Here is a 20,142-nt window from a genome sequence, read left to right as displayed (position 1 = left end):
ACCGCTCCGGGAAGCGGGGACCTTGTCGGCGCCGATTCGAGGGCGCGGCTCTACCCGCCCGGCATGCGGCGCTTCATTCAAGCCCGCGACGACACCTGCCGGACCCCGTACTGCGATGCGCCGATCAGGCATTTCGACCACATCATCCCCTGGCACGACGGCGGACCCACCAGCCAGGTCAACGGCGCCGGCCTATGCGAGGCCTGCAACCACACCAAAGAACTCAACGGCTGGGCAGCAAAAACCGGCCCCGGGAGACGGCATGTCTTCGACATCCGCACCCCCACCGGACATACCTACCGTTCCACAGCCCCGCCATTACCGGGCACTCACGAGACAGAAAGCAAACCTGCGCACTCCAGACACCACCGCCGGCGACTACGCCACCAAGCCAAGGTGCAGAAATGCGCCCATCTCACGGAACTCCAGATCGCTTGAATCGCGAAAAAGCAAGAACCCTTCGGACGCTCATGGCCGCGCGGCTTTGCGCCGATGCGCCCGCAGAGCCTGGAAGATTTCGATCAGCAAGCGGACTGCGTGATATCCCACCACGATTGCGATGATCGCCGCGACAACAGGATCAAGCCAGTACAGGCCCTTCGTGGCATAGATGACGGCACCGCCCACGGCGACCCCGGCCGCAGCCGCGGCATCGCCGGCGGTATCAAGAAGGACGGCACGCATGTTCAGATCACCGCCGGACTTGTTGTCGCCGTCACGGTTGTCGTCGTCGCGGTTGTCGTCGTCACCGTTGTCCCCGTCACCGCCGAGGATGAGGGCACCCACGAACATCACCACGGCCGCAATCCCGCTGACAATGAGGACCGGCAATCCGTGAACCTCACTGGCACCGGTGAGGAGACGTCCAACCGCGCCCACCAGAATCGCGACGCTCAAGACGAGCAACCAGCCGGCGTTGACCCCTGCGGCCCATGTCGTAGCCATCGGATATCCCTGCGGACGATTGGGGGTCGGCGGCAACTTGGACACCCGGACAGCCAACAAGGACACCCCGATGGCGGCGGCATCGGCAAGGTAGTCTGCGCCCTCAGCGAGAACACCCAACGAGTTCGCCGAGATTCCCACAACAACCAACCCAGCCACCAGCACCAAGTTCAAAACCAGGACAACACTCAGCCGACGAACACTAGTCACCCCTTCAGGGTAACTATCCGCTACCCCTTGAAGACCGATGCCCGCTTCTCCTGGAACGCCGGAAACCTTCGGCCAGACGCGTCAATTTAGAGCCAGATACCCCGGTTGCACAGACAACCTCTTGATGAACGCTGCCATTGCATCCCGGTGGACAGGATCACCCGGTTTGAACGATCCGTCCGGATAGCCGGTTGAAATACCGCACGAAGCCAACCACTGGATCTCGTTGTGGAATGAACCGTCCAGGGGATTGTCCACGAAGACCGGAACTTCCGCCGTCGGCAGAAAGCAGCCGATACCCCTGGCCATGCGGTAGAGAAAGGCGGCCATGGCGTCCCTATTGATGGCACCCAGTGGCCGGTAGGTCCCATCGGGGTAGCCGGTGGCAATTCCCTTCGACTTCAGCCAGGTGATCTCCTTGTAGAAAGGGGCTGTCGTCGCTAGATCTCGGAATGGCGATACCGCTGGTGCCCTGAATTCCGGTCTGCCCGCTGCCCGATAAATGAACGCCGCCATCGCGTCCCTGTGGATCACGTCCAGCGGGCGGTAGGTACCATCAGGAAATCCGCCCGTAACGCCTCTGGCAGCGAGCCATGAGATTTCGTTGAAGAACGCAGTGCCCAGTGCAACATCGGGGAAAACGGGGGCTTGCGCCAGTGTCAGATTTATCCCGCCGACATCGGTCGACAGAGGAATATCAACGCTTGTTGCTGAACCAGTGCCGGCCCCGTCGCTGTACCACTGGTCAACGAGCCCGCTGGCGCCGGCTTCAACCCTGATCCGATACTTCCCCTCGTACAGGTCCGTAATCTGAAATGACCCGCCGGGCGATACCGTTCCTCTGCCTGCGACGTTGTTGTCTTCCGTCCGCGCCGAAACCTTGAGACCATCGGTGCTGACGCCAGGCGGGAGTGTCAACCTGCCGGAAATACTGGATGCCCTACTCAAAGCGACATCAATCCCGGTGATGCTCTCCGATCCGGCGACAGTGACTTTAGTAGGGTTTGTATACCCGCCCGGACCGTAAGTAGTTGGGTTTAGCGCCTCATCCGAATAGAAGTTAACTTCATACGAACCCGGAGCCAAGCCTCTGATGACATAGTTCCCTTGCGTATCAACGAAGGAATACTGGATTGTTCCGCCATTACGGACATTCTCATCGAACGCCTGTACCGACACCTTTCTGAAGGAAAATCCTTCAGGAAGGGATACTTTGCCCGAGATCGTCGCTCCTAGCGGGACTGCAATGTCGATTCCCTTAAGGAGCTGCCCTGAGGAGAAGGTCACGGGTGTTGCGCTCTCCTGTGTTGCCCCGCCATACCAATTGTCATATCCGCCGCTATTTACACCGCTCGCCCGGATGATGTAGCTTCCGGCCGCCATATTGGCCATCGTGTAGGATCCATCAGCTGAAACAGACGCCATGCCCCCAGGCTGGCCGTCGATGGTCCTCAATGCATCCATTCGGACTCGTGTGACGTTCACGCCTGGAGCAACCGTAATAGTGCCGCTGATGGAGCCGGTGCCCGACGTCGCCGCGTGGGCGGGCGTCACGACCGCAACCATCGCCACGACCAGGAATAGTGCGCTCAGATTGCGCCGGGCACGACGAACAGAAAACAACAAGCACACGGTCTCCCCCAAATGACTCAAGCCAATTGCTGCATCCTAGCAACCAACCCTCAGCCCCGTAAGTTCCCAGCCCGAACGAGTTACCTCCTGAAAACCGACGCGCTTCTCCTGGAACGCCCGTGGAAATTGCCGGCAATCTCGGAGAGCGGCCAGGATGTGGCCCATCGAAGTGCGGCGGATCGACCCCTGATCTCCCTTGAGAGGGTTCACAATGGCAAGCCAAACATCGGCCGTCCGAAAATTTCTACAAATTTTCCTGGTTTTCGGCGGGGAAGGGGTTCTCCGGCCTAAAAATGTCAGGGGTCCCTGGAATGCTTTGGTTATGGACGGAAATCGGGAAACCCAGCTGATCGGATCGGGCGCGCCTGCCGGCGGCGCGGGTCCGGACGGTGCTGTCCCGTCTGCCCAAATAGAGCAACTACTCAGCGCGGTGGCCTCGCTCCGGCCAGGCACCGACAGTACTGAACTGATAAACCAGTTGCGGGGTCTGGAGGACTTGAAGTCCGCGGTCGCGGGCTTGCAGGCCCGGGTCGCGGTCGCGTTCGACAGCGCGCAGCGCAGCACCGAGGCAGACCTCGGTGTTCCTGCCGACGAGCGCGGACGCGGCGTTGGAGCGCAGGTTGCTTTGGCCCGGCGGGAATCCCCGACGCGGGGATCCCGGCTCGTCGGGTTCTCGAAGGCCCTGGTGACGGAGATGCCGCACACCCTCGCGGCCCTGGACACCGGACGGCTGAACGAATGGCGCGCCACCCTGCTCGTGAAGGAAACAGCCTGCCTGTCCGCCGAGGACCGCTGCGCGGTGGACGAGGAACTCGCAGCCGACACGGGAGTCTTCGACGGCGCCGGAGACAAGGCCATCATCTCCGCGGCCCGGGCCGCGGCTTACCGGCGGGACCCGCGCTCCGTCACCCAGCGAGCCAGCCACGCCGCCACCGAAGGGCACGTCAGCCTGCGCCCCGCCCCGGACACCATGACCTACCTCACCGCGCTGCTACCCGTCGCCCAGGGCGTGGCCGTGCACGCGGCCCTGTCCCGGCACGCAGACACCCTCCGCTCCACCGGGGAAACACGGTCCCGGGGCCAAATCATGGCCGACGCCCTCGTCGAACGCACCACCGGCACCCCCGGCGGCATCAGCGGAGTCGAAATCCAGCTCGTCATGACCGACCGCACCCTCTTCCAGGGCGACAGCGAACCCGCCCGGCTCACCGGCTACGGCATCGTCCCAGCCGCCTGGGCGAGGACCATGCTCGCCGCCGGGAGCCGCAGCCAAGCCGGGCAGGACCAAGCCCAACACGGCCAAGCTGCACCGGTCCAGCCCGGGCTGGGCCACGCCGAAGCGGCTCAGGACTTCAAGGTCTGGCTCCGGCGCCTCTACACCGCTCCGGGAAGCGGGGACCTTGTCGCGGCCGATTCGAGGGCACGGCTCTACCCGCCCGGACTCCGGCGCTTCATCCAAGCCCGCGACGACACCTGCCGCACCCCTTACTGTGATGCACCCATCCGGCATTTCGACCACATCATCCCCTGGCACGACGGCGGACCCACAAGCCTGGTCAACGGGGCGGGGCTGTGCGAAGCCTGCAATTACACCAAAGAACTCAACGGCTGGACAGCAAAAACCGGTCCCGAAAGACGGCACCTCTACGAAATCCGCACCCCCACCGGACACCGCTGCCGATCAATAGCCCCACCCCCGCCAGGAACCGGGCTGTCCATGACCACGTCGGTGCCACATTCCAGGCGCCACCGACGCAAACTACGCCACCAAGCCAAGGCGCTGAAATACGCCCATCTCACGGAACTCCGGGCCGCCTGAATCGTGAAAACGCAAAGGTCCTTCTGGGCGCACCCCGGATCTGTCCATCGACGGCGGTCTGAGGGTGGCTCTTGATCGGATTACAGGCCTACTGATCCGAAGCAGGTCGCTCGGTACCCGGGACGCTCATGGTCTCGAGGCGCTGCGCCGATGCGCCCGCAGAGCCTGGAAGATTTCGATCAGTAACCGGACCGCGTGATATCCCACCACGGCAGCAATGATCGCCGCGACAACAGGATCAAGCCAGTAAAGGACCTTCGTCACCTAGATGACCGCACCGGCCACGGCACCCCCGCCCGCCGGAGCCCGCTTCTCCTGGAACGCCCGGAAACCCTCGGCCAGACTCGGCAATCTAGACCAAGATACCCCGGGTGCACAGACGACCTCTTGAGGGACGCTGCCATTGCGTCCTGGCCCTGATTTTGTAGCCAACGGGCCGCAAACCCCGAGGAGTGGTGGGTTTGTCTGTCGTATCCTGACAGGATGGCTCGTACGGCAAGAGAACGCATTGATGGTGACCCGAATTCCTCCGGCGTTTACAGCGCGCTTATGGATAAGATTTCTGCGCTGGACGGGTGTGAGCTGCAGGAGAATGCCTCGTCGTTCCATGTGACCCATGGACGGGCGTTTCTCGGTATCCATCCCCGCCGTGGCGGGATTCTTGTCAACATTGTTCTGACCAGGGAACTCGAATCGGCGCGGATTCACCGTGCCGAGCGCGTCTCGGCCAACCGGTGGCACAACGAAGTCATTCTGAAGGATCCGCTAGAGATCGACGCCGAACTGCTTGGGTGGATCCGCGAAGGATATGCCCACACCACCTGAGGCGGCTGCTTCGACGAGTTCGTTCACGAGCCTCGCCGCTGGGGTGATCCGTTCGTTTGGCCAGCAGCTCGTCATCGGCGCTGACTGGGGGAAGCGGCCGGCTGTCAGGCATGCGCTTTCGACGCTCGGGGTCTCTGCGCAGGACCGGACACAAGCCATCGCTACCACGGACGGATGATATCGGTTCGGATCGTCGCTGTATCCTGAGTGGTTCACTCAACCGGGTTTCCTACCCCTTGAAGACCGGTGCCCGCTTCTCCTGGAACGCCCGGAAACCTTCGGCGTAGTCCTCGGTCTTGCAGAGCCGCGCCTGCTCGTCGTTCTCTTCGGACATGGCGGCCCACAGGCCAAGGCGCTGATCGCGGATATGGGCCACGAGCTCCTTGCTGGCCGTGAAAGCACCGGTGGCACCCGCCGCAACGCGCTCCACGATGATCCTCGTGGCCTCCAACAAGGCGTCGTCAGGCATGGCCCGGCTGAACATGCCCTGAGCCACAGCCTCGGCGCCGCTGATCAGGTCCGCGGTGTAAATGAGGTCCAAGGTCCGGTGCATGCCCAGGCGTTCCGTGAAGTACCAGTGTCCGCCCGAATCCAGAGTGGCGCCCAGCTTGGCGAACGGCGAACCGAACTTGGCGCTCTCCGCCACGTACACCACGTCCGTGGCCAGCAACAGGCCGAGCCCGACGCCGAGGCACGCGCCGTGCGCTGCCGCGAACGTCGGGGCGGGGAAGGCTGCCATCTTCTTGAGCAATGGCTCCACGAGCCCGTTCAAGTACCCCTTCGCGTCGTCGCTCTCCGGCGTCACGCCGGCAATGTCGCGTCCCGCGCAAAAGGCGCGACCCTCTCCGCGGAGGAGCAGCGCCCGCACCATCCCACGAGAGGCGGCGGCAGCGGCGTCGTCGTACGCTCTATCCAGTTCCGCGAGTGCTGCCTCGTTAAGCGAGTTCAGCTTTTCCGGGGCATTGAGGACAATTTCGGCGATGCCGTTGGCGATGGAGAGCTCGATCATTCGTTTATTCCTTAGACGTCGAAATCGACCGTGACGGATTCGCTGGTGGGGTGGGCCTGGCACGTGAGCACGTAGCCCTTGTCCAACTCATCCTGCTCCAAGGCGTAGTTCTCGTCCATGCTGACCGTCCCGGTGACCAGTTTGGCGCGACATGTGCCGCACACGCCGCCGGCGCACGCGAACGGAACGTCCGGGCGGACGCGCAAGGCAGCATTCAGAATGGATTCCCGCGCGTGGGTGGGGCTGGCGACGTCGCCGGTCAAACCATCCAGCTTGAAGGTGATCTTGAACGTGTCCTGCGACTCGTCCTCCACAACGGGCCGGCCGGCGTTGCCCTCGGGGCGGTCCGGGCGGCCGGTGGTGAACAGCTCAAAGCGTACGTGCTCGGGCTCCACGCCGCGGGCAGCGAGCGTATCCCGGCACAGCTGGACCAGCTCGAACGGCCCGCACAGGAACCATTCGTCCACGTCCTGCGCGTGGATGGCGGTGCCCAGCAGTTGCTGCAGCTTCTCGGCGTCGATACGTCCCGTCATGAGCGGCGCAATACGCTGCTCGCGCGACAACACATGGTGCAGAGCCAAGCGCGACGGGTACTTGTCCTTCAGGTCCGCCAATTCCTCGAGGAACATGACGTCCATCGCGGCCTTGTTGGCGTAGATCAGGTCGAAGCGCGTCTCCGGGTTGGCGGCCAGCAGCGTGCGGGCGATCGCGATCACCGGGGTGATGCCCGAGCCGGCGGCGATGGCCACGAAAGCACCGGCGTCCCCGAACTCGCCTGCCATGTTCTGCGGATTGTTCATGGAGTTCATGACATTCTGCTGGACAGTCTTGCCGTCCTTGCCATGCTTGGAAATGAACGCACCCATGGGGCTCATGACGTCCAGGGTGTCGCCGGCCTTGAGTTCCGCGTTCGCCCACGTGGAGAAGATGCCGCCCAGGTCCTTCTTGATGGCCACACGGATCTCGCTGCTGCCGTCCGCGAAGCTGCGCGGCTCGGCGCAGATGGAGTAGCTGCGGCGGACCTCGTGCGGCTCACCGCTCTCATCCGGGAGCGTGGTCCGCAGAGCCACGTACTGGCCGGGAAGGTAGTCATACTGGCCGGCGAGCTCGGCCGGAACATCGAACGTGACCTCGATGGCGTCTTCAGTCAGGCGGCGGACTTCCGAAACGCTGAGGGAATGAAAAGACGCACGACGGCGGCCGGTGGCCTGCGCTTGTTCGGCGGCAGTCTGGCGGACAACAGGCATGTCAGATTCCTTACAGGACTTTGAAGTAGTCGAACGGTTCCTTGCAGTCCTGGCAGACGAAAAGCGCCTTGCAGGACGTGGAACCAAAGCGGGTGAGTTCCTTGGTATTCAGCGAAGAACACTGGGGGCATTTCACGGCGAGGTTGAGCCGTACTTTTCCGGCGTGGCCGCCGGCGGCTGCCTTTCCGGACGGGGGCGCAATGCCGTATTCCTGCAGCTTGGCCTTGCCGTGCTCGGTCATCCAGTCCGTGGTCCAGGCCGGAGCCAGGACGAGCTCGACGTAGACGCTGGGGTATCCCTCTTTGTGGAAGACGGTCTTGAGGTCGTCGCGGATGGCGTCCATCGCGGGGCAGCCCGAGTAGGTCGGCGTAATGGTGACCTGGACCGCGGGGACCAGCCCGCCGTCGTCGAACAGTTGGACGTTACGGAGGATCCCCAGATCCTCAATGCTGAGGACGGGAATCTCCGGATCGCAGACCGTGGCAGCGATGCCCCAGGCCTTTTGCTCGGCTGTCTTTGCCTTGGTTTGCGTTGGCGTCTCTTGAAGGAACATGTCCACCGTCACCAGCTTGCACCGGGATGTTCGCGGGCAAGCACCTGCATCTCGGCGAGCAGGTAGCCCAAGTGCTCGGAATGCTTGCCCTGGCGGCCGCCACCCAAGGACTGCGGGATGCGTTCGAGGTTGAGTTCGCCATCGAGGCCGGCTTCGCTCAGGATCTCGCCCGTGAGCTGGTCGAAGTCCGCGCGGAGGCTGGAGGGCTGCACGCCTGCTCCGCTTTCCGCGAGGCGTTCGGTTAGCTCGTCGTCTTCGAAGAGTTCTTCCACGTACGGCCAGACGAGCTTGAAAGCCTGGACGATGCGACGGCGGGACTCTTCCGTGCCGCCGGCGAGGCGCAGCACCCACTGGGCGCTGTGGTCACGGTGGTAGTCGACCTCTTTGAGTGCCTTCGCTGCGATGGCCGCGATGGTGGCATCCGTGGATGCGGTCAGCTTCTTGTAGAGCTCGAACTGGTAGTAGCTCACGATGAACTGCCTGGCGATGGTGACGGCGAAGTCCCCGTTCGGCTGCTCAAACAGGTGAGCGGAACGGAACTCGTGCTCCCGGCGGAAATACGCCAGATCATCCTCGGACTTGTCCCATGCCGCACCCGCGTAGGTGAGGAAGGAACGGGCGTGGCCCAGCTGGTCCAGAGCGATGTTGCCCAGAGCGACGTCTTCCTCGAGCTCGGGAGCTCGGGAGATCCAGTGGCCCAGGCGCTGTGCGAGGATCAGGCCGTCGTCGCCGATGCGCAGGGCGTATTCCGCGACGTCGTTTGTGGGCTTGACTTGTCCCTTGCGGATTTCGAGGGCGATATCTTCCGGGCGCAGGGCGTTCCCGGGGGTGATGCGAGTGGCGCTTGCGGAACCGTCTCCCGAGGCACCCGCTCCCCTGACGCCGACGGAGATATCGCCGTGGCCCTCGATGGCGAAGTCCGTGTTGTTTTCCGGCGTGCTCACAGGTGCTTCACGCCTTCGCTCTTGGTGTAATACGTCGCGTGGCGGTAGTCCTTGCCCTGCGGGGATTCGAAGAAGGAACCCTTGGAATCCGGGTCGCTCGAGGAAATAGCATCAGCCGGGACCACCCAGATGGACACGCCCTCGTTGCGGCGCGTGTACAGGTCACGGGCGTTGCGCAGTGCCATCGCCGCGTCAGGTGCGTGCAAGGATCCTGCGTGGACGTGGGACAGGCCGCGGCTGGAGCGGACGAAGACTTCCCAGAGGCTCCAGGGGGTCTCGTGGGGTTCGTTGGCTGCTGGGGCCACGACGACAGGGGTACCCGGCCGAGCTTGCGAGGTTGGGGAGTCGTTGGGGATCATGCTGCGTATTCCTTCTCTGCTTGCTTGCGGGCGTACTCGGCGGCCGCTTCGCGGACCCAGGCGCCGTCGTCGTGCGCTTCACGGCGGCGCTCAAGCCGCTGCGCGTTGCAGGGACCTTTCCCGGCGAGGACGTCTTTGAACTCGTTCCAGTCCAGGGGGCCGTGCTCCCATTTCTTGGTCTCTTCGTTGAAGCGGATGTCCTTGTCCGGGAGCGTGAGGCCCAGGACCTTGATCTGCTCCACCATCATGCCGACGAAACGGCTGCGGAGCTCATCGTTGCTGAACCGCTTGATGTTCCAGGCCATGGACTGCTTGGAGTTGGGTGAATCGTCGTCGGGCGGGCCGAACATCATCAGCGCCGGCGCGTACCAGCGGTTGACGGCGTCCTGGGCCATCTGCTTCTGGGCAGGCGTGCCGTTGGACAGTTCAAGGAGAATCTCGAAACCCTGGCGCTGGTGGAACGACTCTTCCTTGCAGATGCGCACCATTGCGCGTCCGTAGGGGCCGTAGGAAGCACGGCACAGGGGCACCTGGTTGCAGATCGCGGCCCCGTCGACCAGCCAGCCGATCGCGCCCATATCCGCCCAGGAAATCGCGGGGTAGTTGAAGATGGACGAGTACCGGGCCTTGCCGGCGATCAAGTCGGTGGTCATCTTGTCCCTGCTTTGGCCCAGCGTTTCCGCGGCCGAGTAGAGGTACAGGCCATGGCCTGCCTCGTCCTGCACCTTCGCCATGAGGATGGCCTTGCGCTTGAGGCTCGGAGCCCTGGTGATCCAGTTGGCTTCCGGCTGCATGCCGATGATCTCCGAGTGCGCGTGCTGCGAGATCTGGCGGAGCAGGGTCTTGCGGTAGGCCTCCGGCATCCAGTCGCGGGGTTCGATGCGCGAGTCCTCCGAGATGATGCGGTCAAAGTACGCCTGACCGGCCTGTTCCCGCTCGAGCTCTTCCGGGGACAGCTCAGCGGGCACAGACTGCAGATTCTGCGATGCCATGGTTGCTCCTAAATATTTACCGACCGTTCGTTCAGAATATGCGGAAAGCGCGAGATGCGTCAAGCGTTCGGGTCGGTGGGCGCGAGTGTGGCGGGGCTGTGGCTCGACACGACGCTCGCTCACATATATGGCCATTTCCGGAACGCTCGCTCACATCATGTGAGCGAGCGTCCGCAAAAGACCCCGCATAAGTGAGCGAGCGTCTGGGGGCACCACCCCAAAAGGCGAGCGGGCACCGCAACGGGAGTGCCGCCGTCGGGCGCTAACGGACCGGCCGCGGCGCATCAACCGGGGACGCTCGCTCACATATACGGCAAAATACGGGGACGCTCGCTCACATATACGGCCAAAAGCCGGAACGCTCGCTCACATCATGTGAGCGAGCGTTCGCAAAAAACACCGCATAAGTGAGCGAGCGTCCGGGGAGGAGCGGCGCTCAGGCCGACGCCGAGGCCGACGCCGGGGCGAAGGCAGGTCGCGGTGCCAGTTGCTTCCGCGCCCAGCGGGCCAGCTTCTTGCCTTTACCCTTCCACCAGTTGTCCTCGTCTTTGTCCTGATGCCAGCGGATGATGATCATCACGATCACGAAAACGCCCATGGCCACGTCCGCCCAAGACAATTGGATTGCCTTAGCCAGCACGCTGACGCCCATAACGAGAATCGATGGCACCGCCAGGGTCCTGAAGATGGTGCTGGCGACATAGCGCCGATGAGATCGTGGCACGGACATGGCACGGACCATGTCGAAACACACGCATACCACCACCATTGCCTGGCCCAGATCCATCAGGATCAGCCCGGGCAACGACCCCGCGAACAAGGCAGCGGATTCCATCCCGGCGCTCAACGGACTGCCGCCGTCGCTGTGGGACGCGAAAAGGACACAACAGGATTGCAGGAAACACACATTCGGATAAACCCCCAGAGACCAGGAACTGCGTTTGAGACCAACTGAGTTCCATTGAATCCGCTGGCTCTAGGGCCGGTCACGAGTAGTGGGTACTCTACTTTGCGCGGCTAACTACTTGCACGGCTGGCAGTTACCCGGGCTCCGAAGCCGCCCCGGCGGGCAGCGCCACGATAAAGGTGCTTCCGCTACCGGGCTTGCTGCTGCAGGTGATGCTGCCTCCGTGGCGTTCCACTATGGACTTGGTAATGGACAGGCCGAGGCCAACGCCTGGAATCGCCGCCTGACGGGCAGCGTTTGTCCGGAAGAACCGGGTGAAAATCCTGGTCGACTCGTCCATGGTCATGCCCATTCCCGTGTCCTTCACTTCAAGCCGGACCCAGCCGTCGTTCCGCTCCGCCCTGATCGTCACTAGTCCACCACCAGGCGAATACTTGATGGCGTTGGAAACCAGATTGTCCAAAGCCTGTCCCAGCCTCAAGGGGTCGGCATTCGCCCACAAGGGTGCCGGTACGTCGGCGACTAGGCCCACATGGGCAGCGTCGGCCTGGGCCCGCGCGGAGACCAAACTGTTTTCCACCAGGCCAGCCAAATCAGTGCGCCGTGGATGCACGCTCTCGACGGCGACGGCTGACAAAAGGAGGTCTTCAACCAGGACACGGAGGCGCTCGGCATTTCGCTCCGCGACTTCCAAACCAAGCCTTGTTACTGGCTGGAGCTCCTGGGTGCCGCGGAGCACAAGATCGATGTTGCCCAAGATCGATGTCAACGGCGAACCGAATTCGTGCGAAACGTTGGCAACCAACTCGTCCTTTGCCGCAAGGGCATCTACAACATCAGTCACGTCCCTGAAGACGATGACCGCTCCGCCGAACCCGTCATTAATCTCGTTTTTCATACCCCGAGCGGCGGTCGAGATGGCCCGTTGTTCGGTACCGGCGCCGAACCAAAGAAGATAGTCGGAAAATGTTTCCCCTTGAACGGCCCTTCGAATAGGGCCCTTTTCAAGGGGAAGCGGCGTCCGCCGGTCCTGGCCGAAAACCAGCCGGTCTTGTTCCGCGACCCCAGGCGAGCCTTCCGCAGGCATTGCCATCTGTAGGAATGCCTTTTGCTGGTTGTTGATCAGAACGGTTTCGCCCTTCGAATCGACGGCGACAATTCCGACGTCGATCGTGTCCAGGATTGTCTTGAGCAGCGTCTCCCGCTCCCGGCTGGCGGCCAACAATTGCCGCAGGGCCTGATCCCGCTGTTTAACCCGCCGTTGCTGGAGACGGGCATTTGAGCCAGCCAAACGAATGGAGACTGCCATTGCGAACATCATGAGGGGCAAAAGCAACACCGAAGAAATGTCTGATGAGGTGGGACGAAGCAAGTGCGAAACGAGTGGCGGAAACGCAATGAAGAAAGGACCCACAAAACTGAGGATCAGGCTCGACTTGGAAAGCATGCCTGAGGCAGACAACCAGATCACGGGAAAGATGGCCAATGTGATGAGGCCTGGTATCGCGTTGAAGGCGCCGTTTCGAGTGAACCAGAGGGCAACAAGATCCAAAATAGGGATTGCCAGGCCTGCGCTCGGCGCCAATCGCTCCCACGGGACCAGCAGGCAGGCCAGGAAAAGGATCCCGTGGAGGACAACCCCGGTGACAAACAACCAATTCTGGATTAACCCTGGCCAAAGAGTAGGGGCCGCGAGCACCAGGCCCGCGATGATGAGCGTCAGCGGTAATTCACAGACGGCCAAACGGGCGCGAGGCGTGAGTTTTCTGAAGAAACGGGCGGCCGCGCGAAAAAATGGCTGCTCACTCAAGACAGGACCCTTCCTTGGGGATTCGCGAACCAATTACAGCTCCACGCGATTCCCGAAGGAAACGCCCGGAGTCCACTATTCCCCCAAGGACCAACAATACGACTGCCCCGAACGATCAACATCGAAGTTCGGAGCAGCGCTTAATCCACATATTAGATGCCAGATGCCCTCAATGCTTGTATCGTGGATATTTGGGTGACATTTACCGCGTTGCGCTGGGCTGCGCGGGGATGTGCACCGACTCAAGGATGTCCAATGAGCGAGCCTGGGGTAGCTGTAGTCATTGAGGATGACGAAGATGTACGAAATTTGGTTGACGCCATCCTCAAAGAAGCTGGATTTGTGGTGCACTCGGCCGCTACCGGACGTGAAGGCGTAGAAGTCGTACGAGCTCAGCATGCCTCTGTGGTTACGCTGGACGTCGGACTTCCAGATATGGACGGCCATGAGGTCCTCCGGCGAATTCGGCAATTCAGCGACGCATATGTCGTGATGCTGACGGCCAGGAGCGACGAGCCGGACACGTTGACGGCTTTCCTGACCGGCGCAGACGACTACGTCAAGAAACCGTTCTTGCCCCGCGAATTGAGGGCCCGGGTCACCGCCATGATGCGGCGGCCTCACACGGAAGGCAGGTTTGCCTTGCCGGAGGAGGATCGCGGGGGTGCTTACGCCGGTTCGGCCGGGCCAGACTGGGCCGACCAAGCGGTGATCAGGCACAATGGCGTGGCCCTGAACTACAAATCACGCACCGTGACGCTTCAAGGTTCAACCCTGCCATTGACGAGAAGCGAATTCGATCTCCTCTTCGACTTGCTTCGGGCCAAGGGGGAAGTGCGGACGCGGGCTGACCTTGTCAGGGCAGCTCGCGGTGACTACTACGACGACGATGCGTACATCAGCGAAGCCGACGAACGGGCTGTTGAGACCCACATCGGGAACCTCCGCCGAAAGCTTCGTGAAGATCCACAATCGCCGCGCTTTCTGCAGACTGTCCGAGGAGTCGGGTATCGGCTCACACCGAAAAGACCGGACTAGGCGATTCGAGCCAGGCCTTCGATGTCAATCGTTCCGGAGTACGTAGCTGTCCTTTAGTTCCTGGACCGTTTGGTGCCCGCATTCTGCAACTTCCTTGAGGAGGGGCCGGGCCTCACACAATTCACTATTTCGAATGCGTTGCTCCAGTTGCGCTGCAAGTACCGCAAGGCGCACACCGCCAACCATGGTGGAGGAGGTCCTGAGGCTTAGGACCGCATTCAGGGCCGCGGCAACGTCACCGCGCTCGACGGCGGATGCGAGGATTTCGTATCGCTTCCCCCAGAGTTTCGCGAAGTCGCCGGCAAACGTGCGCGCGATCAGCGGATTGTCCACTTGATCTTCCAGGAGTTGGAATTCTGCCAGATCCAGTATGGGAAGTTCAGTAAGCGGGACAGCGGGCAGGCCGTTGGAGTCGTCGGCCGAGCCTGTATGGCTGGGGTCTGAATCCTCGTTGACCTCGCTGGAACCTGAACTGAACATAGCCCAATGCTACTTTCTGAATTCCTGAAAAACCGGACTTATGCCTATCTTAAGGAAATCTTAGGCCTTTCTTGATTTGAACTCCTTTTCATCCAGTGCACTAATTCGGAGAATGCGTTATCCGCTCAGCCGCCGCTGAAACTCGCTATGGCGTTGATGACCGCCGGCCCCAGGATGGCGATGAACAGCACAGGGAAGATAAAGAGCAGAAGCGGGAAGAGAACCATCACCGGAAGCTTCATCGCCTTCTCCTCGGCCCGTTGGCGGCGTTTCACCCTCATCACCTTCGCCTGGACCCTCAAGACCCGGCTGATGGCAATGCCGTATGTGTCCGCTTGGATCACGGCCTGCACGAAGCTTCGAAGTTCAGGGACGTTAGTCCGTTCGGCCAATGCCAGATAGGACTCGCGGCGGCTCCGTCCAACCTGCATGTCCTGCAGCGTCCGCACCAACTCCTCAGCCAGCGGCCCCTTCCCGTTTTCTCCGGCGCGTGCCATGGCACCTTCAAAACCGAGGCCCGCCTCGACCGAAATAAGCATTTGGTCCATGGTATTTGCGAGTTCCAATTGCATGGCTTTTTGGCGCTCCTGTCCTTTGCTGTACAGCATCAGATCGGGGATAAAGTAACCAAGCAATACAACAAATATCCCCACGAGCTTGATGATCCCGCTCGAGCTGTTGGCACTGATGAAGAAACCAAAAAGTGCGCCGCACAATCCGAGGAGGGGCTTGGCTGCCAGGACGCGTCCCAAAGGGAGCGACGGCGGACGGCCGGCCAACGAGAGCAGCCTATCCAGCTTCTGGACGTAGCTTCCAGGGGTCAGGCGGTAGCCAATGAGCTCGAGTGCACCGCCACGACTTTGCGGACCGGCCTCGGCAATGTTTTCACCCCTCGTCAAAAGCTCCCGGACGGCGCGTTGGGCTTTGCGGTCAACCGAAAGAATAGACCACATCAGGTAGGCAACCGGCAGGGGTACCAGCAGCAAGGACAGAAGGAGAGAGGGATTCACGCGTCACCTCAAAACTTCAAGTCGATGATCTTGCGCATCCAGAGACCGCCGATGGTCATGAGGATGACCGACGCCGCAATCATTCCCCAACCAAGCGGATGGTTGAACATCACGTCCATGTAGCCGGGATTGACAACCATGAGCATGGTCACGATGCCGAAGGGAAGCGCCATCAGAATGTATCCCGAGAACTTTCCCTCCGCTGCCAAGGATTTGATGTGTCCCTTGATCTCGCTGCGTTCGCGTATGGTCTCATTGACCTGGTCCAGGACCTCTGCAAGGTTTCCACCCACCTCGCGGTTGATTTGGATGGCTTGAGCTATCCAAACAAAGTCTTCGCTCCGCATTCGCTCCGCCGCATCGTTAAGCGATGCCTCAAGATCGCGGCCAAGGCTTGTCTCGGTGATGATCCGGCGCATCTCCTCGGATGTAGGGCTGGCCGATTCAGCGGCCGCCGCGTCAATGGCACGCAGTATGCTGTGTCCGGCCCGCAAGCCACCAGACAGTAGTTGGAGGGTGTCACCGAGCTGACCATCGAATTTTCCGCGCCTTTTGCCGGCCAGGGAGCTGAGGACGAGCCGTGCCACGAGCGGAGCCGGGATGAAGAACAGAATCGCGACGACGGGTCCGCCGATCACAAGCCCGATCAACGCACCCACGCATGCACCCGCAATCATGAGGATGAAGAAGTCCGCCTGGCTCATTCGCAGTCCGGCATTCTCCAGTGCTTCACGGTTGAAGAGCCGGACGTTTCTTCGGGTCAGGAAGCCATGAAGTACGTCCGCGGCGGAACCGGCAAAGCGCGTCAGCTGGGAGCCTGAGCCTACTTGGTAGGGCCGCCTCCGATCCAACGGAACTTCGGGGGTTTTCGGCAAGATCACGGCCACCCCGAAGAGCAGGATGGCTGAAAACATCAAGGCCGTTCCGGTCAAGAGCATCATGTTCCGTTCACGTCCTGGCTGCTGTTGCCAAGGGAGCAGCAAATACTCCTGGAGAAACACGAATCCCCAAGTCATCGAAGCGGTCGATGAAACGCGGACGGATTCCAGTCGGCACGGGCCTTCCAAGAAACCTCCCGTGGGCGTCGACACCAGCCGAGTAGTCGAAAACAAAAGCGTCCTGGAGGGTGACAATGTCGCCTTCCATGCCTTGAACCTCAGTCACATGCGTGATTCGGCGCGTTCCATCCCGCAACCGGGAGATCTGGATGATGAGATTCACGGCAGACGCTATTTGCTCGCGGATTGCGCGCAATGGCAGGTCCATGCCTGCCATCAGGACCAGGGTTTCAAGACGCGCCACTGCGTCGCGAGGGGAATTCGAGTGCACCGTGGAGAGGGAGCCGTCGTGACCGGTGTTCATGGCCTGCAGCATGTCGAGGGACTCTCCGCCGCGGACCTCGCCGACGACGATCCTGTCCGGGCGCATACGGAGGGAGTTCCGGAGCAACTCCCTGATGGTCACTTCACCCTTGCCCTCGGTGTTCGGAGGCCTGCTCTCAAGCCTGACCACATGTTGCTGCTGGATTTGCAGTTCTACCGCGTCCTCAATCGTGACAATGCGGTTGTCCTCCGGAATGAAGGACGAAAGAACATTCAACAACGTTGTCTTGCCGGTTCCGGTACCTCCGGAAACAATGATGTTCAGTTTCGCCTTGACGCAAGCATTGAGGAGTTCGGCCATCTCGGGAGTGAGTGTGCCGAAATCGATCAGGTTCCTGATGGTCAACGGTATTTTGCTGAATTTTCGGATTGTCAGCGACGAGCCGCCCACGGCAAGCGGAGGGATCACGGCGTTGACTCGCGAGCCGTCCTCAAGACGCGCGTCAACGAGCGGGGATGACTCGTCGATCCTGCGCCCCACCTTCGAAACGATCCGTTCAATGACCCTCCTGAGATGGTCCTCGGAGCTGAATCCGGAATCCGTCAGGGTCAGTTTGCCTTTTCGTTCGACGTAGATCTGGTCCATTCGGTTGACCATGATTTCGGTGACTTCCGGATCGTCAAGCAAGCGTTGGAGAGGCCCATAGCCAAGGACGTCGTCCGCCACGTCCGCTACGAGCCTGCTGCGCTCGTCCGCAGACAGTGGGACCTGTTCGGCGTCGATGATCCGGATGAGCTCTTCCCGGGCAGTCGTCCGCAACTCATGTTCGCTGACGCTCGAGTCGTTGAACCTGGCCCCGAGTCGCTCGAACAATGCGGTGGCGGCGCGCCGCTTGATGGCAGCGAAGGCGTCCACCGGTTGCTGGGCCCTGGGCTTTGGCGAGTCCGGGAGCTCGGACAGCTTGACTGAAGTGTGGGGTTTTACGGCGATAAGTTCTTCACCTAAGCCGAGGGACGCTTCGACCTTGTCCTCGGCGGCATGAATGCGTTCAGACAGCTTCATCTAGACCACTACCCTTCTGTGCAGTTTGCGCTGCGCCGTGGCACGCCACGTCGGATTGAAGCGTTCGACAAGTTGCTTGAGTCCCTTGACAGCCGGATCCTTCACCGCCTCCTGGAGCACTGGAATCCCGCGGTTCGTGGAGAACGCGACGGCCTTCGATCGAGGGATGCTCACATCAACCGGCGCACCGACGGTCGATTCGACGTCCTGGACCGACAACCCCGACTTGGAATCGGCCATGTTGAGCACCACATGCCGGGTTTCCGGCAGCAGGTTCAGCCTGCGGAGAATGTCCAGGCCGGAGCGAAGGCCTCGAACACTTGGAACGTCCATGCCGGTCACCCAAACAGCGTCCGAGCATTGTTCGAGGGCTGCGAGCCCGATTTCGGGTAGTCCGGGTGCAGTATCCACCACCACGTACTGGAACTCTTGGGCGAGCTGTTCGAGGAGCCGACCCACCTGTTCCGGCGAGATTTCATCTGCTTCGACTGGGTCCTTCGGCGCACACAAGGCGTAGATGCTCGCCGGGTGGACAGTGAGAAAGGCCTTGAGAACCAATGAATCCTGGCTGGCCGACGGAGTGACGGCGTCAGTAACAGTGTGTTCCGGATTGAGGTAGAGCCCGGACGCGACGTCACCGAATTGCAGGTCCAGATCCACGATCACTACGCTCATCGGCGCTATCTTGCCGAGCCCGACGGCGATATTCGTGGCGATGGTCGTCTTGCCAACACCACCCTTGGGGGAAAAGACGCCGATCACCAAGCCCTTGGGTGAGCCCGATTGTTTGGGTTCCATGGTGCGCTGGCGGCTGGCGAAAGCCTGACACGCGCGCTCGAGCATGACCCGTATCTGGGCCAGGTCCGCAGCCGGGCTCATGATGTCGCGAATGCCGGATCGCATGGCTTGGAGGACGAATCCGGGATCCAGTTCGCTCACGAGGATCACGCTCAGCTCCGGCAATTGCACATCAAAAACCGTGGCCAGGCGAAGGGCCTCTTCCACGGGCACGTCGGGTCCCAGAATCAGCACTTCGAGTTGCTCCTGGTTGAGGGCGCCGAACAACTCGGCTGGATCAGTTGGCAAGACGCTGGTGAAAAAGGTCTGCACGCTTCCGGGCAGGCCGCCCGCGACCGCTTGGCGCAACCGTTGGTCAAAATCAGTGTTGGGAGTGATCAAGACAAAGCGGCTCATCTGTATACCCCGCTCTGCTGGATGACAGTGGGGCCGCTGTCTTTGGCATCCAACGGCTCTTTGCTGAGCCAGATCTTGGCGTACTCGGCGGCGAAGACAATCTTGGCTGCATCCACATCACTTACCGCAACGGTCAGCAAGAGGGAACCGGTGGGAAGGCTTGTATCGCCCGGGTTGGCCGCGGCACCAGAGCCGGGAGCCGGCGTCGGCTGCTGGCTTGCGGTCGTTTGGGGAGCGCGCTGGACCGAGGTCAAAAGAACCTTGGGGATGGTCAATTCGGTGGTCCCTTTGTCCGGCTTCGAGTCACTTCCGCCTGCAGACATGGAGATGAAGATGCCAACATGGTCGCCAGGAAGGAGTCGTCCGCCTACTACCCGTTGCGGTTCGAGCTGGAATGAGACCTCCTGCATCCCAGCAGGCACCTTCACGTCCCCGGGGGTTTGCATGGCGTCCGGAGCGACCAGTCTTTCGGACACGAGGGTCTCGCCTGGGACGAGGTCGACGGCGGCGACCTTGCCGGCGGAATCGGCGAGGGTGTGCAGAGCTGACTTGGGGACGGCCGATTCCGGCAATTGTTGGGTGACCAGGGAATCCTTCATGGCATCCACAGAGGTGCCGGCAGGAATGGCCGCCTTGACCACCAACACATCAACGGGCGCTAGGTTCTGGACTGCCCGTTGATCCGCCCCTTGAGCGTAGGAGAAGACGAGAATCACCCCGACGACGGCCAGCAGTGCCGCTGCCGATCCGGCCAACAAGCGTGACTTCACTTAATACTCCTGT

The 20,142-nt window shown here is 61.5% G+C and carries 21 protein-coding genes; 5 read left to right on the top strand and 16 right to left on the bottom strand.

Translation table 11 applies throughout. From position 1 onward, the window contains the following. The coding region (locus NFJ07_RS21105; RefSeq protein ID WP_269997552.1) for an HNH endonuclease at positions 1–438 on the top strand (438 nt) is incomplete at its 5' end. A gap of 30 nt (positions 439–468) precedes the next feature. Here NFJ07_RS21105 and NFJ07_RS21100 read toward each other — a convergent pair. Both NFJ07_RS21100 and NFJ07_RS21095 read right to left on the bottom strand, forming a co-directional pair. Then, positions 469–1,155 carry a cation diffusion facilitator family transporter gene (locus NFJ07_RS21100; protein ID WP_269997550.1) on the bottom strand — a complete coding sequence of 229 codons (687 nt, stop codon included), beginning with the start codon at positions 1,153–1,155 and terminating at the stop codon, positions 469–471. A gap of 81 nt (positions 1,156–1,236) precedes the next feature. After that, positions 1,237–2,781, bottom strand: a complete 1,545-nt coding sequence (locus tag NFJ07_RS21095) for an S-layer homology domain-containing protein (protein ID WP_269997548.1) — start codon at positions 2,779–2,781, stop codon at positions 1,237–1,239. A 328-nt stretch (positions 2,782–3,109) separates the two neighbouring features. On the opposite strand from NFJ07_RS21095, the gene NFJ07_RS21090 reads away from it, so the two are divergent. The 3 genes from NFJ07_RS21090 to NFJ07_RS21080 all read left to right on the top strand — a co-directional run bounded on the left by NFJ07_RS21090 (position 3,110) and on the right by NFJ07_RS21080 (position 5,609). Continuing rightward, positions 3,110–4,606: an HNH endonuclease gene (locus NFJ07_RS21090; protein WP_269997546.1), complete on the top strand. Its 1,497-nt coding sequence runs from the start codon at positions 3,110–3,112 to the stop codon at positions 4,604–4,606. 483 nt (positions 4,607–5,089) lie between these two features. Continuing rightward, complete coding sequence (locus NFJ07_RS21085; protein ID WP_269997544.1) at positions 5,090–5,431, top strand: DUF5655 domain-containing protein; 342 nt, start codon at positions 5,090–5,092, stop codon at positions 5,429–5,431. Continuing rightward, positions 5,415–5,609 carry a hypothetical protein gene (locus tag NFJ07_RS21080; protein ID WP_269997542.1) on the top strand — a complete coding sequence of 65 codons (195 nt, stop codon included), beginning with the start codon at positions 5,415–5,417 and terminating at the stop codon, positions 5,607–5,609. Before NFJ07_RS21085 ends, NFJ07_RS21080 begins: the two co-directional genes overlap by 17 nt. Positions 5,610–5,660: 51 nt before the next feature. Here the strand turns inward: NFJ07_RS21080 and NFJ07_RS21075 are convergent, their stop codons facing one another. The 8 genes from NFJ07_RS21075 to NFJ07_RS21040 all read right to left on the bottom strand — a co-directional run bounded on the left by NFJ07_RS21075 (position 5,661) and on the right by NFJ07_RS21040 (position 13,096). Next, complete coding sequence (locus NFJ07_RS21075) at positions 5,661–6,440, bottom strand: enoyl-CoA hydratase/isomerase family protein (protein ID WP_269997541.1); 780 nt, start codon at positions 6,438–6,440, stop codon at positions 5,661–5,663. Positions 6,441–6,451: 11 nt separating this feature from the next. After that, positions 6,452–7,687, bottom strand: a complete 1,236-nt coding sequence (gene paaE / locus NFJ07_RS21070; protein WP_269997540.1) for a 1,2-phenylacetyl-CoA epoxidase subunit PaaE — start codon at positions 7,685–7,687, stop codon at positions 6,452–6,454. A 10-nt stretch (positions 7,688–7,697) separates the two neighbouring features. Then, positions 7,698–8,240, bottom strand: coding sequence for a 1,2-phenylacetyl-CoA epoxidase subunit PaaD (gene paaD, locus NFJ07_RS21065; RefSeq protein ID WP_269997556.1), 543 nt, complete (start codon positions 8,238–8,240; stop codon positions 7,698–7,700). 8 nt (positions 8,241–8,248) lie between these two features. After that, positions 8,249–9,184, bottom strand: coding sequence for a 1,2-phenylacetyl-CoA epoxidase subunit PaaC (gene paaC / locus NFJ07_RS21060; RefSeq protein ID WP_269997538.1), 936 nt, complete (start codon positions 9,182–9,184; stop codon positions 8,249–8,251). Then, a complete protein-coding gene (gene paaB / locus NFJ07_RS21055) occupies positions 9,181–9,543 on the bottom strand; it encodes a 1,2-phenylacetyl-CoA epoxidase subunit PaaB (RefSeq protein WP_269997537.1) in 363 nt (120 codons plus the stop codon). Before paaB ends, paaC begins: the two co-directional genes overlap by 4 nt. Next, positions 9,540–10,535 (bottom strand): 1,2-phenylacetyl-CoA epoxidase subunit PaaA, encoded by a 996-nt coding sequence (gene paaA, locus NFJ07_RS21050; protein WP_269997536.1) that lies wholly within the window; start codon positions 10,533–10,535, stop codon positions 9,540–9,542. Before paaA ends, paaB begins: the two co-directional genes overlap by 4 nt. A gap of 436 nt (positions 10,536–10,971) precedes the next feature. Continuing rightward, on the bottom strand, positions 10,972–11,370 hold the full coding sequence (locus NFJ07_RS21045) for a hypothetical protein (protein WP_269997535.1): 399 nt from the start codon (positions 11,368–11,370) through the stop codon (positions 10,972–10,974). A gap of 205 nt (positions 11,371–11,575) precedes the next feature. Continuing rightward, a complete protein-coding gene (locus tag NFJ07_RS21040) occupies positions 11,576–13,096 on the bottom strand; it encodes a sensor histidine kinase (protein ID WP_269997533.1) in 1,521 nt (506 codons plus the stop codon). Positions 13,097–13,507: 411 nt separating this feature from the next. Between NFJ07_RS21040 and NFJ07_RS21035 the strand changes: the two genes are divergently transcribed. Continuing rightward, positions 13,508–14,290, top strand: coding sequence for a response regulator transcription factor (locus NFJ07_RS21035; RefSeq protein WP_269997531.1), 783 nt, complete (start codon positions 13,508–13,510; stop codon positions 14,288–14,290). A 24-nt stretch (positions 14,291–14,314) separates the two neighbouring features. Here the strand turns inward: NFJ07_RS21035 and NFJ07_RS21030 are convergent, their stop codons facing one another. The 6 genes from NFJ07_RS21030 to cpaB all read right to left on the bottom strand — a co-directional run bounded on the left by NFJ07_RS21030 (position 14,315) and on the right by cpaB (position 20,129). Continuing rightward, positions 14,315–14,770: an Hpt domain-containing protein gene (locus NFJ07_RS21030; protein WP_269997529.1), complete on the bottom strand. Its 456-nt coding sequence runs from the start codon at positions 14,768–14,770 to the stop codon at positions 14,315–14,317. A 125-nt stretch (positions 14,771–14,895) separates the two neighbouring features. Then, positions 14,896–15,780, bottom strand: coding sequence for a type II secretion system F family protein (locus NFJ07_RS21025; RefSeq protein WP_269997527.1), 885 nt, complete (start codon positions 15,778–15,780; stop codon positions 14,896–14,898). Positions 15,781–15,788: 8 nt separating this feature from the next. Beyond that, positions 15,789–16,721, bottom strand: a complete 933-nt coding sequence (locus NFJ07_RS21020; RefSeq protein ID WP_269997525.1) for a type II secretion system F family protein — start codon at positions 16,719–16,721, stop codon at positions 15,789–15,791. A gap of 7 nt (positions 16,722–16,728) precedes the next feature. Further along, complete coding sequence (locus NFJ07_RS21015; RefSeq protein WP_269997523.1) at positions 16,729–18,165, bottom strand: CpaF family protein; 1,437 nt, start codon at positions 18,163–18,165, stop codon at positions 16,729–16,731. Beyond that, positions 18,166–19,359: an AAA family ATPase gene (locus tag NFJ07_RS21010; protein ID WP_269997521.1), complete on the bottom strand. Its 1,194-nt coding sequence runs from the start codon at positions 19,357–19,359 to the stop codon at positions 18,166–18,168. Further along, positions 19,356–20,129, bottom strand: coding sequence for a Flp pilus assembly protein CpaB (cpaB, locus tag NFJ07_RS21005; protein WP_269997519.1), 774 nt, complete (start codon positions 20,127–20,129; stop codon positions 19,356–19,358). The genes NFJ07_RS21010 and cpaB overlap by 4 nt, the downstream gene beginning before the upstream one ends. Positions 20,130–20,142 lie beyond the last annotated feature (13 nt).

The organism is Arthrobacter sp. B2a2-09 (assembly GCF_027587375.1).
Classification (GTDB): domain Bacteria; phylum Actinomycetota; class Actinomycetes; order Actinomycetales; family Micrococcaceae; genus Arthrobacter.
This window is presented reverse-complemented; position numbering and strand designations above follow the sequence as displayed.